Origin of the sequence: Streptomyces sp. NPDC032161, from assembly GCF_040636995.1 — a bacterium.
Classification (GTDB): Bacteria; Actinomycetota; Actinomycetes; order Streptomycetales; family Streptomycetaceae; genus Streptomyces.
In genome coordinates this window covers 182,371-194,815 of record NZ_JBEZVN010000001.1, presented here as the reverse complement: position 1 = coordinate 194,815, position 12,445 = coordinate 182,371, and the positions used below count along the sequence as shown (strand labels likewise).

General features: G+C 70.9%; 9 protein-coding genes. 6 read left to right on the top strand and 3 right to left on the bottom strand.

The features are described 5' to 3' along the window. The first annotated feature begins 98 nt into the window (after positions 1-98). Positions 99-1,286 (top strand): MFS transporter, encoded by a 1,188-nt coding sequence (locus tag AB0E67_RS00835; RefSeq protein ID WP_362019164.1) that lies wholly within the window; start codon positions 99-101, stop codon positions 1,284-1,286. A 134-nt stretch (positions 1,287-1,420) separates the two neighbouring features. Continuing rightward, positions 1,421-1,774 (top strand): hypothetical protein, encoded by a 354-nt coding sequence (locus tag AB0E67_RS00830; protein ID WP_362019161.1) that lies wholly within the window; start codon positions 1,421-1,423, stop codon positions 1,772-1,774. A 202-nt stretch (positions 1,775-1,976) separates the two neighbouring features. Here the strand turns inward: AB0E67_RS00830 and AB0E67_RS00825 are convergent, their stop codons facing one another. The 3 genes from AB0E67_RS00825 to AB0E67_RS00815 all read right to left on the bottom strand — a co-directional run bounded on the left by AB0E67_RS00825 (position 1,977) and on the right by AB0E67_RS00815 (position 3,638). Next, positions 1,977-2,243, bottom strand: a complete 267-nt coding sequence (locus AB0E67_RS00825; protein WP_362019158.1) for a DUF397 domain-containing protein — start codon at positions 2,241-2,243, stop codon at positions 1,977-1,979. A gap of 310 nt (positions 2,244-2,553) precedes the next feature. Continuing rightward, positions 2,554-2,820, bottom strand: a complete 267-nt coding sequence (locus tag AB0E67_RS00820) for a DUF397 domain-containing protein (RefSeq protein WP_362019155.1) — start codon at positions 2,818-2,820, stop codon at positions 2,554-2,556. Next, positions 2,817-3,638 (bottom strand): helix-turn-helix transcriptional regulator, encoded by an 822-nt coding sequence (locus tag AB0E67_RS00815; RefSeq protein ID WP_362019152.1) that lies wholly within the window; start codon positions 3,636-3,638, stop codon positions 2,817-2,819. The genes AB0E67_RS00820 and AB0E67_RS00815 overlap by 4 nt, the downstream gene beginning before the upstream one ends. 111 nt (positions 3,639-3,749) lie before the next feature. Between AB0E67_RS00815 and AB0E67_RS00810 the strand changes: the two genes are divergently transcribed. The 4 genes from AB0E67_RS00810 to AB0E67_RS00795 all read left to right on the top strand — a co-directional run bounded on the left by AB0E67_RS00810 (position 3,750) and on the right by AB0E67_RS00795 (position 12,364). Continuing rightward, on the top strand, positions 3,750-4,238 hold the full coding sequence (locus tag AB0E67_RS00810) for an ATP-binding protein (protein ID WP_362019149.1): 489 nt from the start codon (positions 3,750-3,752) through the stop codon (positions 4,236-4,238). Between the two features lie 78 nt (positions 4,239-4,316). Beyond that, positions 4,317-5,762, top strand: a complete 1,446-nt coding sequence (locus AB0E67_RS00805; RefSeq protein ID WP_362021334.1) for an ATP-binding protein — start codon at positions 4,317-4,319, stop codon at positions 5,760-5,762. Between the two features lie 173 nt (positions 5,763-5,935). Beyond that, entirely contained in the window at positions 5,936-9,868 is a 3,933-nt protein-coding gene (locus tag AB0E67_RS00800; protein WP_362019146.1) for an endo-alpha-N-acetylgalactosaminidase family protein, read from the top strand. 111 nt (positions 9,869-9,979) lie between these two features. Then, on the top strand, positions 9,980-12,364 hold the full coding sequence (locus AB0E67_RS00795; RefSeq protein ID WP_362019144.1) for a polysaccharide lyase 8 family protein: 2,385 nt from the start codon (positions 9,980-9,982) through the stop codon (positions 12,362-12,364). Positions 12,365-12,445: the final 81 nt, after the last annotated feature.

The window sequence follows — 12,445 nt, the reverse complement described above, 5'->3', positions numbered from 1 at the left end:
GCGGAGCGTAGGAAGAAGGGAGGGCTGGCAGGCGCCGGCACGCGGATCGACCCTGAGGACCGTCACCGTGATCCGCGACCCCAGGAACGATCAGCTCGATGCCTCTCGCCCTCGTGGCGCTCGCTCTCAGCGCCTTCGCCATCGGAACCACCGAGTTCCTCACCAACGGACTGCTGTCCCCGCTCGCCGCGGACTTCGACATCTCGGTCGCGGACGCGGGACTCGTGACCACGGCCTATGCGGTCGGGCAGATGTGCGGGCCGCTGCTGGCCCTGGCGACCCTGCGGCTGCCGATGAAGAAGGTGCTTGTGATCCTGATGGTGATCTTCACCGTCGGCAATCTCGTCGCCGCGTTCAGTCCGACCTTCACGTTCCTTCTCGCGAGCCGCTTCGCCACGGCCTGGTCGCACACCGCCTTCTTCGGTGTCGCCTCCGTCGCCGCCTCCCGGATGGTGCCCGCCGGGAGGCAGGCCGCCGCCATCGCGGTGGTGTTCACCGGGCTGAGCCTGGCGAACGTGCTCGGGATGCCCCTGGGAACCCTCACCGGACAGGTCTGGGGGTGGCGGGGCGCGTTCCTCGTCGTCACCGTCGTGAGTGCCGTGAGCCTTGCAGGCATCTCCGCACTCGTGCCCACCGGACACGACAGCGCCATCTCGACGGATCTGCGCAGCAGCCTGCGCCCCTTCGCGAACCCACGCCTCTGGTCGGCACTGGCGGCGACGGCGATCGGGTTCGGTGGCCTGTTCGCCTCGTTCACCTACATCGAGCCGCTCCTGACGACCGTGACCGGTTTCTCCGCCACGGATGTCGTATGGCTGCTCGTGATCTACGGAGCCGGGCTCGTCGTGGGCAACTGGCTCGCGGGAAGGGCCGCCGACCGGGCACTTCACGCGACCGTCGTCACCCTGCTGCTCCTGCTCGCCGCCGCGCTCGCGGTGCTCGCGTTCACCGCCTCGTCCCGTGCCGTCACGATCCCCATGCTGTTCGTCCTCGGCGCCTGCGGGTTCGGCCTGCTCACCCCGCTCCAGACCTTCGTCCTGCGTTTCGCCGGAAGCGGGTCCGTGCTCGTCGGCACCGCGAACACGGCGGCCTTCGGCGCGGGCATCACCCTCGGATCGCTCCTCGGCGCCGCCGTCCTCAACAATGGCGGAGGCTTCATCGCCGTGAACCTCTTCGCCGGAGCGATGACCCTGCTGGGACTCGCCGTCTACGCGGTGACGGTCCTGATGGGCCGGGGTTCCGGGACGACGGCGGCGCATATGCCGTCCGCGGCGACAGGCCGGTAGCGCGGGGGCCGGATTCACCGCCCGGCCCGGCGCGGCCGACCGGTCAGGGTGCGTAGGCGCGGAGGAGCGGTATCGTCCGGTCCCAGAGCAGCCGTACCAGCGGCGCCTCCCGCGTTCAGAGGGCGATTCACCACATGACCAGCCGACGAGCAACGACGACCCTGTGGCGCCCCACCGGCCCCGAGGAACTGGACCTGGTCCGTGAGCTGAACTGGCGTGCTTGGCCGCCTCGGCTCCCCGAGCAGCCGATCTTCTACCCGGTCCTCAACGAGGACTACGCGATCAAGATCGCGAGGGACTGGAACGTGAAGCACAGTGGTGTCGGCTTCGTGACGCGATTCGAGGTCGAGTCGGCTTTTTTGAGCCGGTACCCCGTCCGGCAGGCCGGAGGGCGGACGATCCTCGAACTGTGGATTCCGGCTGAGGAACTGGACGACTTCAACGCTCACATGGTCGGCGAGATCCAGGTGGTCCACGAGTTTCGCTGAGGCCCCCGGAGAGGCCCGGAGATCATTTAGCGGGACATCCCTGAGGAGTTCACGAAGGTAAGGCGACGACGATGCTGTGCCGGTGAGGTTCGCCCGCTGGGACACCGGCTGGCTGGAGAAAGTCGAGCGCACCGCCCTGTCGGCGCCGTAGACCACCCGCCGACCACCCCGGCCCGAAGGGCGGGCCGAGGACGGCGAGTTGTCAGACAGTGGCGGTGGTGATGAAGGCGGTCCAGGTGGTGGGCTGGACGGTGAGGACGGGGCCGTTGGTGACCTTGGAGTCGCGGATGTGGATGGCGGCGGGGTGGGCGGCCACCTCGACGCAGGCGCCGCCTTGGTCGCTGCTGTGGCTCGACTTGCGCCAGTCGTAGGCGACTTCGATGCAGTTGCCGCCTTGACTGCTGCTGTAGCTGGACTTGAACCAGGCCAGGGCGGTGGTAAGGGGAGCCGGGTGTGCTGCGCGGATCACGTGAACCCTCCAAGGGGCTGTCCGGAGCTCTGAGCGGAGAATGCTGCCTGCGTTCCCGTCCGCTGTCACGATGCCGATGGCGACAAACCGGTCCCCGGGTGCATCAGCGCGTGGCTGCCGGTGAATGCAGCGGAGGGCTGCCTTGGGGTCGGTGGCCGTCGCCCGGGAAGGCGACGACGATGCTGTGCCGGTGAGGTTCGCCCGCTGGGACACCGGCTGGCTGGAGAAAGTCGAGCGCACCGCCCTGTCGGCGCCGTAGACCACCCGCCGACCACCCCGGCCCGAAGGGCGGGCCGAGGACGGCGAGTTGTCAGACAGTGGCGGTGGTGATGAAGGCGGTCCAGGTGGTGGGCTGGACGGTGAGGACGGGGCCGTTGGTGACCTTGGAGTCGCGGATGTGGATGGCGGCGGGGTGGGCGGCCACCTCGACGCAGGCGCCGCCTTGGTCGCTGCTGTGGCTCGACTTGCGCCAGTCGTAGGCGACTTCGATGCAGTTGCCGCCCTGGTCGGTGCTGTAGCTGGACTTGAACCAGGCCAGGGCGGTGGTACGGGGAGCCGGGTGTGCTGCGCTGGTCATTTCTCTCCAAGCAGTTCGTCCAGTAGGCGCGCGCTCTTCTCGACGGAGAGCGCCTGCGAACGCAGCATCCCATATTTCTGCTGGAGCACACTGACGTCGTCGGGCTCCTCGTGCAGGTAGCTGGTCAGTTGTCCCTCGACGTAAGCGAGATGGTCGTGATCGGGAGTTTCCAGCAGCACCATGGGCCCCGAGAGCCCGGCATGCCTCGGGAGTTTCATCGGCATGATCTGGAGCCCCAGGAAGGGGAGTTCCATGCAGTGGCGCAGGTGTGCGATCTGTCGTCGCATTATGGCGGGGTTCCCCAGCTCGCTGCGAAGGATGCTCTCCTCCAGGATGAAGTGCAGCATGGGGCGAGGCTTGCGTTCGAGGAGCCTTTGCCGGTCGAGTCGGGCTGCCACCCACTCTTCCTGCTCTTCCTCTTCGAGGGGCGGGTAGAGGCAGGAGAAGAGGAACCGGATGTACTCCTCGATCTGGAGCAGGCCCGGTACAGCCTGGCTCTCGTACGACAGCAGCGTCACCGCATCCTGCTCGTAGTCGATGAAGTCCTGCACGAACGCCGGGAACCGCTCCTTCTTCGGCACCTTCGCCACCGCGACCTGCAACACCCCCTTCGTCTCCAGCAGTTCGTCGAGCTGGGCCGCGAAGTCCGCCTGTAGCGGCCTGCGCCCCTGTTCGATCGATGCGATCGTCTCCTCGCCCACGCAGCACCGGTCCGCCAGTGCCGCCTGCGTCATCCCTGTCGCCTTGCGGAACGTCGCCAACTGGGCGCCGATCAGATGCCAGGACGTGATCCGCTTGTTCCTCTTCGCCGCGTGCATGGATTGCCTCTCCCCGTTGTGAAACCTGGATGGCCCGTCAGAGGCCGTACGTGTGCGACGTACGGCCTCACACACTGATCAACGCTAGTGACGTTGTGTGACCTTGGTGGTGTGAATGAGTCAAATCACCTCCCGTACTTCTGCAAGTCGTTCCATAGCCGTGAACGGCGATCCGTGCCGCTCGTAAGGCAGTTCGTGCGCAAGGCGCTCATCGACTGGGCGTGCGAGTCCCGCGCCGACGACGTGTTGCTCTGCGTGAGTGAACTCGTCACCAACGCGCTGCTGCACGGTGTCCCGCCGGGGCGCGGGTACCTCGTGTGCATGCGGCTCGAACCGGCGGACGGCATCCTGCGCGTCGAGGTCCACGACAGCGGCGACGGGAAGGTGGGACCGGTCGATGCGGTACCGGCTCCCGATGCGGAAGGCGGGCGGGGGCTGCTGCTGGTGGCGGCGCTCGCGGACAAATGGGGGGTGGGGGAGGGGAACCCCGGCAAGGTGGTGTGGTGCGAGTTCGCGGCGCGGCGGCGCGGGGCGAACCCGTGTCCCGAGGTGGGTGGCGTCGTTAACGGAAACGTACTTCTGGGAAGTGTGATTCCGTAAACCGCGCTAGGTGGTGGCCCTGTGACCGGGAAGCTTCGCGGCTCCGCCGCACCCCGCACGTTCGCGAAACCCTCCGACATGTTCGACCGGGACTGGGAATGGAGCGAGCTCACCGCGTTCGCCGCCGATCCCGGCCCCGAGGCCACGCTGGGCGTGGTCTCCGGGCGGCGTCGGCAAGGGAAGTCGTTCCTGCTGGACTCGCTCGCACGGGCTGCCGGAGGTTTCTACTTCTGCGCGTACGAGGCGACGGAAGCGGAGTCGCTGCGGAGGTTCGGGGAGGAACTGGGCCAGTACACGGGGGCGGCCGGGGCGCTGCGGTTCGATCGGTGGGAGCAGGGCGTGGACGCGCTGCTCGCGCTCGGGCGGGAGCAGCCGGTGCCGGTGGTGATCGACGAGTTCCCGTACCTCGCCCGTGCCACGCCGTCGCTGCCGTCGATCGTCCAGGTGGCCTACGGTCCGCGCCGACCCGAGCGGCTGGAGTCCCGGACCAGGCTTCTGCTGTGCGGCAGCTCGCTCGCGTTCATGGGCGGGCTGCTCGGTGGCACATCGCCGCTCAGGGGGCGGGCGAGCCTCGAACTGATCGTCCAGCCGCTCGACTTCCGGCAGGCCGCGGCCTTCTGGGGCATCGACGATCCCCGGCTCGCGCTGCTCGTGCACAGTGTGGTGGGCGGGACCCCCGCCTACCGCCGTGAGTTCGTACGCGACGACGTCCCGGACGGGCTCGACGACTTCGACGCGTGGGTGTGTCGTACGGCCCTGTCGCCGCGCTCGCCGCTCTACCGGGAGGCCCGCTACCTGCTGGCCGACGAGGCGGATCTGCGGGACCGGGCGCTCTACCACTCCGTTCTCGGGGCCCTGGCCGCGGGAAACGCCACGGCGGGCGGGATCGCCGGCTGTCTGGGCCGGACGGCGGGGGACATCACGCATCCGCTCACGGTGCTCCAGGAATGCGGTCTCGTACGCCGTGAGGTGGACGCCTTCCGGAGGAACCGGAGCGTGTACCGCATCGGCGAACCGCTGATCGCGTTCGACCACGTGGTCTCCCGGACCAAGCTCCCTCTGCTCGACCGGGGACTCGCCGAGCAGGTCTGGGAGAGCTCGCGCGCCCGGTTCCGGTCGGCGGTGGTCGGACCGCACTTCGAGCAGATCTGCCGCGAATGGGTGACGCACTTCGCGGCACCGGAGACGTTCGGGGGCATGCCGATCGATGTCTCGTACGGGACGGTCGCCGACCCGGGGGCGCGTACCGGCCACGAGGTCGACGTGGTCGTGCGCGGGGCTGTCGGACAGGACAACGGCGTCCTGCTCTCCCTGGGCGAGGCGAAATGGGACCAGGTCATGGGAGAGGGGCACCTGGACCGGCTGCGGCACATCGCGGCGCTGCTCGCGGACCGCGGGACCGACACCTCGGCCGTACGGCTCGCGTGCTACAGCGGTGCCGGATTCAGCGGCGAGCTGCGGAAGGCGGAAGCGCGGGGCGAAGTGGTCCTCGTCGACCTGCGGAGGCTGTACGCGGGGGAGTGAGCACCCCGCCCCGTGCCGACGGCGCCGTTCGCGTGGCGGACGGTCCGTCACCGTGCCCCGGGCAGCGGACACGCACCGTCACTTGGACTTACGTAACGCGGTTGTTGGACTGGAGCGCACGGAGTCGTCGCAGGTCATTGACGGTGTCCGGGCGCGGGGACTACGCAGTGCACATGTCGCGAAGATTCACTTCGGCGGGCGCCACAGCCGCCGCCTCAGCCGCAGTACTGGCGTTGGTGGGAACCGCTCTCCCCGCCACGGCCTTCGCCGCCCCCTCACCCGTCGCGGCCCCCGCCGCCGACTCACCCGTCGCGGCCGAGACGGCGGACGTACCGGCGGACGCCGCCGTCATCGCCTCCGCGCAGTTGTCCGTCGCCGTCGCCGACGACTTCCCGCGCGTCCTGGCGTACACCGACAGGTCCAGCGGGGCCCGGCTGCTCGGCAGCACCCGGCCGGTCACCTCCGTCACCCTCGACGGCACTCCGCACCCCGTACGGCTCAAGGGCGCGCCCCGCGTCGGCACCACCACCGCCCGCTACACGCTCACCTTCCCCGATCTGCCAGGGGTGGAGATCGACGCCTCGCTCTCCGTCTCCGGACGTGCCACCACCTTCAGGATCACGGCCGTCCGCGACACCGGCGCGCACCGCGTCGGGACCATCGAGATACCCGGCCACGACCTCGCCTCCGTCGGCTCCGCCGACACCGGCGCGGCCACCGCCTTCACCCGGCTCGACAACGACTCCACCCGAACCGCCGACGTCTTCTCCCCGGTCACCGCCGACACCGCCCCGGACGCGGCGCCCGTCGGGGCCTCGTACGCGATCGTCAACACCGGCTCGCTCGCCGCCGCCGTCGAGTCCAACTCCTCGTACGACAAACCCTCCGGGGCCACCGGCGGTGACGACGCCCGGTTCTGGCACCAGGCCCGCAAGGGCGGGGACGGCGGCGGGGTCCGGGTCGGCGTCTGGTCCGGGCAGTGGACCTACCGGGGCGAGGGCGCGCCGAAGCCGGAGAGCGGCGACGACCTGCCCTGGGCGAAGGTCGTCGTCACCCCCGACGCCAACGGCGACCGCAGGGTCGACTGGCAGGACGGCGCCATCGCGTTCCGGACCATCGGCATCACCGCGCCCGGCAGCGAGGACACCCCGGACCGGGTCATCACCCACATCCCGTTCAACTTCGCCAGCCAGGCCACCCATCCCTTCCTGCGCACGCTCGACGACGTCAAGCGGATCTCGCTCGCGACCGACGGGCTCGGGCAGTTGGCGGTGCTCAAGGGGTACGCCTCCGAGGGGCACGACTCCGCCCACCCCGACTACGGCGGCGACTACAACGAGCGCGCCGGGGGTCTGAAGGACCTCAACTCCCTTCTGAGGAAGGGGAAGAAGTGGGGCGCGACCTTCGGCGTCCACGTCAACGCCACGGAGGCGTACCCGGAGGCCAGGGAGTTCGACGAGCAACTCGTCGACAAGAACAGGCCCGGCTGGAACTGGCTCGGTCAGAGCTACTACATCGACCAGCGCCGCGACCTCAACAGCGGTGACCTGGCCCGGCGCTTCCAGCAACTGCGCGACGAGACCGACCGCAACCTGGGCTTCCTCTACATCGACGTCTACTACACGCACGGCTGGATCGCGGACAAAACCCTCCAGATCCTGCGGAAGCAGGGGTGGAACGTCGGCAGCGAGTGGTCCGACAAGTTCGAGCGCGGCACCCTCTGGTCGCACTGGGCCAACGACCTCGACTACGGCGGCGCCACCAACAAGGGCCTCAACTCGAAGATCATCCGCTTCATACGCAACGGCGAGCGGGACACCTGGAACAACGATCCGGTCCTCGGGCAGACCGCCATCGCCGAGTTCGAGGGCTGGACCGGCGAGACCGACTGGAACGCCTTCTACGCCAACGTCTGGCAGCGCGACCTGCCCGCCAAGTTCCTCCAGCAGCAGAGGATCACGCGCTGGGACGGGAACGACATCACGTTCACGGGCGGCCTTCGCGGGACGGTCGAGGACGGCCGGCGCACCTTCTACGACCACGGGCGCAAGGTCCTCAGCGGCACCGACTACCTGCTGCCCTGGGACGGCGGCAAGAAGCTCTACCACTACAACCAAACCGGTGGAAGGACCAGTTGGGCCGTGCCGTCCGACGGCCCGTACACCGTCTACGAGCTCACCGACAACGGCCGGGTCAGGGCCGGCACGGTCAGGGCCGTCGACGGGAGGATCACGCTGACCGCCGAGGCCGGACAGCCGTACGTCCTCTACCCGGGCCGTGCGCCGAAGGCCGCCGACCCCCGCTGGGGCGAGGACACCCCGGTCCGCGACCCCGGCTTCAACGACGCCCGGCTCGATTCCTGGACGCGTACCGGGACCGTCGCACGCGACACCGACGGTCGGGGGCGCAACAGTGCCCGGTTCGGAGGGAGTTCACCGGCGGGGATCCAGCAGCGCATCGACGGGCTCACGCCCGGCAGGCGCTACACCGCCTCCGCGCTCATCGAGGTCGAGCCCGGGAAGACCCGGCGCACCACCCTCTCGGTGGGCGATGACACCAAGGGGAGGACCGGCCGCAAGGCCGTATCCGTCGAACGCTCCACCGCGAAGGACCAGGTCGCCGCCTCCGACTGGCACGACACGTACTTCCAGCGCGTCAAGGTGAACTTCACCGCCCCGGCGCACGGGCGTACCACCCTGCGCGTCGAGGCGGCCGGCGGAGCCGCGGCGCGCGTCCGCGTCGACGACGTGCGCATCGTCGCCAACGCCCCGGCGACCAGGAAGAACACCGTCGTGTACGAGGACTTCGAGGACGTCGACCAGGGCTGGGGCCCCTTCCTCAAGGGCGACGCGGGCGGCTCCACCGACCCTCGCACCGTCATCTCCCGGCCGCACGCCCCGTACACCCGGTCGGGCTGGAACGGGAAGCTCGTCGACGACGTGATCGGCGGCGGGGAGTCCCTCAAGTCCCACGAGGAGAACCCCGGACTCGTCTACCGCACCGCGCCCTGGACCGTGCCGATGACCGACGGCCACCGCTACCGGGTCGAGTACGACTACCAGTCCAGTCACGCCGGGGCGTACGAGTGGGTCGACGGCTACGACCGGATCGCCGCCGACGGCACACCGCGCTCCGTCGGGACCCGTGCCACCCCGATCGGGCAGCAGCGCGTCACCGGCCATTTCACCGAGACCGTCACCGCGGGCTGCGGCGACACCTGGACCGGGCTGCGCAAGCGTGGCGACGCCCCGGACGGCGCCGACTTCGTCCTCGACGCGTTCACCGTCACCGACCTCGGACCGGCCCCCGCCGACGGGCTCGCCGCCTGCGGCACGCTCACCGTCGACCCGGGCGCCGAGGCCCTGGAGCCGGGCACCGCGCACACCGTCCGGGCGGCCTTCACCAACCACGAGACCACCGCGGCGAACGGTGTCGCGCTGAGCCTGACCGTCCCCGAGGGGTGGACGGCCGAGCCCGCCGGAGCCGTCGCCTTCGACACGGTCGCCCCGGGCGCCGAGGTCACCGGAAGCTGGCGCGTCACCCCGCCGGTCGACGCGAAGTACCGGACGTACCAGCTGGGTTCGGAGGTCTCCTACACGGCCGGCGGCGCCCGGCGCACGCTCGGCGCGCAGACCTCCGTACGGACCCTGCCGCCCCCGCCCACCACCGACAGCTGGGCGAGCGACCTCGACCAGGTCTCCGCCGAGAACGGCTGGGGGCCGGTCGAGCGCGACCGTTCCAACGGCGAACAGGGCACCGGCGACGGCACCCCGCTCACCATCGGCGGCACCGTCCACGCCAAGGGCCTCGGCACCCACGCCCCGGCGCGGGTCCGCTACTACCTGGGCGGCAACTGCGCCTCCTTCACCGCCGAGGTGGGAGTGGACGACATCCAGACCACGCGCGGCAGCGTGCGGTTCGCCGTCGCCGCCGACGGCACCGAGAAGGCCAGGTCACCGCTGCTGAAGGCCACCGACGGCCCCTGGCGGCTCACCGCCGACATCACCGGCGCCCGGTACGTCGACCTGATCGTCGACGACGGCGGCGACGGCAACGGGAACGACCACGCCGACTGGGGCGACGCCCGCTTCCACTGCGGGAGTTGAGCCCCCTCCCGAGACCCGGGGCGGGTGCGCCGCCCGGCGGACACCCGCCCCGTCCCCACACCCCCACACACCACCCCGACACCGACGACCCCGCGAAGAACGGAGCCGCACATGCCCACACCGCCCGAATGGTCACGCCGCACCCTGCTCACCCTCTCGGCGGGCGCCGCCCTGGCCGTCGCCGTCCCCGGCACGGCCGCGGCAGCGAGCACGTCCGGGTCCGTCTCCGCGACGGCGGCGACCGGCAGCGGCGCCGCGGGCGCCGACGAGTTCGACGAGCTGCGCGGACGGTGGACCGTCATCACGCTCGGCACCGGCTTCGACGCGACCGCCGAACCCTACGCGTCCCGCCTCACCGCCCTCGGCACCCGGGCGCGGACGTTCCGGTCGACGATGGACCCGCAGCCCGGCTCGCTGTGGCCCGACGCCCCCTACGACCCTCCGGCCGGCATCACCCAGGCGTACAGCAGGCTGTGGACGATGACCCAGGCGTACGCCCAGCCCGGTACCGGCTCCACCGGCGACGCCGCCCTCCTCGCCGACATCGTGCGCGGCTACGACCACCTCGCCGCGACCGCCTACCACGCCTCCGTCAAGCCGTACGGCAACTGGTGGGAATGGCAGATCGGCAGCCCGCGCCTCCTCATGGACATCACCGCCGTCCTGTACGAGCACCTGGGCACCGCCCGCGTCGAGGCCGCCTGCGCGGCCGTCGACCACTTCGTTCCCGACTCCGTGCTCCGCGACTACAGCGGCACCTCCACCGGCGCCAACCGCGTCGACCTGTGCCGCTCCGTCGTCATGCGCGGCGTCCTCGGCCGGACCCCGGCCAAGATCGAGCTGGCCCGCGACGCGCTCTCGCCCGTCTTCCCCTACGTCACCACGGGGGACGGGCTGTACACGGACGGGTCGTTCATCCAGCACACCACCATCGCCTACTCCGGCACCTACGGCCAGGTCATGCTCGACGGGCTCGGCCGCCTCTTCGCGCTGCTCGCCGGGTCCACCTGGGCCGTCACCGACCCGAACCGGCAGATCATCCTCGACAGCGTGGAGAAGGCCTACGCCCCGCTGATCTACAACGGCCTGGTCATGGACAGCGTCAACGGCCGGGCCATCAGCCGCGGCGTGCTCAAGAGCGACGACCTCAGGATCCTGCGCGGCGACCACTTCCACGGGCAGGGGATCATCGCCGGCATCGCGCTCCTCGCCCAGGGCGCCTCGGCGGAGGAACGCGACCGCTGGCACGGCATGATCAAGGGCTGGATCGCCCGCGACCGCACCAGCCCCGTCCTCGCCGCACCCCAGTACGGCATCGCGGACCTGTCCCGGCTGCACGCCGTCCAGGCCAGTGCCGTGCGCGCCGCGCCCGAGCGGATCGGCCACCACCTCTTCGCCGGCATGGACCGAGCGGTGCACCGCCGTCCGCACTGGGCCGCGGGCCTCTCCATGGCCTCCAAGCGGATCTCGTACTACGAGTGCGGCAACGGAGAGAACCCGCGCGGCTGGCACACCGGCGCCGGAATGCTCTACTGGTGGCCCGGCGACCGGCAGGGCGACCAGTACACCGACTGGTTCTGGCCGACCGTCGACCCGTACCGGCTGCCCGGCACGACCGTGTCCACCAAGCGGCTCGCCGACCGGGCGGGCGGTGAATGGGGCGCGGCCAAGCCCTCGACGGCCTGGGTCGGCGGCACCACCGACGGCGAGTTCGCGGCGGTCGGCCAGCACCTCAAGGGCCTCGGCTCGACGCTCCAGGCCCGCAAGTCGTGGTTCTGCCTCGACGACACGGTCGTCTGCCTCGGCGCGGGTATCACCGGCACCGACTCGACACCCGTCGAGACGGTCGTCGACAACCGCATGATCGGCGAGAACGGCACCGCCGCGTTCACCACGGACCCCGGCTCCCGCTGGGCCCACCTGGACGGGCACGGCGGCTGGGTGTTCCCCGGCGGCGCCACCGGACTGCGCACGCTGCGCGAGGACCGCACCGGAGCCTGGTCCGACATCAACACCACCAGCTCCACCGAGCGCCGCACCCGCCGCTACCAGACCCTGTGGCTCGACCACGGCACCGACCCGGTCGATGCCGCCTACGCGTACCTGCTGATGCCCGGAGCCTCCCGTCGCGCCGTCACCGCCCGCGCCGCCGACCGGCGGTGGCTCACCGTGCACGCCAACACCGCCGCCGCTCAGGCCGTCTCCGTGCGCTCCCTGGGCGTCATCGCCGCCAACTTCTGGCAGCCGGGCGAGGCCGGCCCGCTCTCCGTCACCGCCCCGGCGAGCGTCCTCGTGCGCGAGCGCGGACGCACCATGACCGTGTGCGTCAGCGGGCCCGACCGCAGCGGCGCCCCGGTGGACGTCGTCTGGGAGCGGCCGGTGCACCGGGTCGTCTCGGCGGACCCGGGCATCGAGGTGCTCGCCACCGGGCGGCGCCTGGTGCTGAGGGTCCGGCCGGGGACGGACGGGCGCACCCTGCGCTGCGACGTCCGATAGGCGACGCCGCGACCGGGGAGGCCCGCCGGACTCCATGAGCCGGCGGGCCTCCCCGGGCCTGCCTGCTTCCCCTGCCCGGCC

Bases quoted from the DNA above. Each gene is read 5' to 3' on its own strand.
- AB0E67_RS00835 (WP_362019164.1), top strand. From the start codon at position 99: ATGCCTCTCGCCCTCGTGGCGCTCGCTCTCAGCGCCTTCGCCATCGGA.
- AB0E67_RS00830 (WP_362019161.1), top strand. From the start codon at position 1,421: ATGACCAGCCGACGAGCAACGACGACCCTGTGGCGCCCCACCGGCCCC.
- AB0E67_RS00820 (WP_362019155.1), bottom strand. From the start codon at position 2,820: ATGACCAGCGCAGCACACCCGGCTCCCCGTACCACCGCCCTGGCCTGG.
- AB0E67_RS00815 (WP_362019152.1), bottom strand. From the start codon at position 3,638: ATGCACGCGGCGAAGAGGAACAAGCGGATCACGTCCTGGCATCTGATC.
- AB0E67_RS00805 (WP_362021334.1), top strand. From the start codon at position 4,317: ATGTTCGACCGGGACTGGGAATGGAGCGAGCTCACCGCGTTCGCCGCC.
- AB0E67_RS00800 (WP_362019146.1), top strand. From the start codon at position 5,936: ATGTCGCGAAGATTCACTTCGGCGGGCGCCACAGCCGCCGCCTCAGCC.
- AB0E67_RS00795 (WP_362019144.1), top strand. From the start codon at position 9,980: ATGCCCACACCGCCCGAATGGTCACGCCGCACCCTGCTCACCCTCTCG.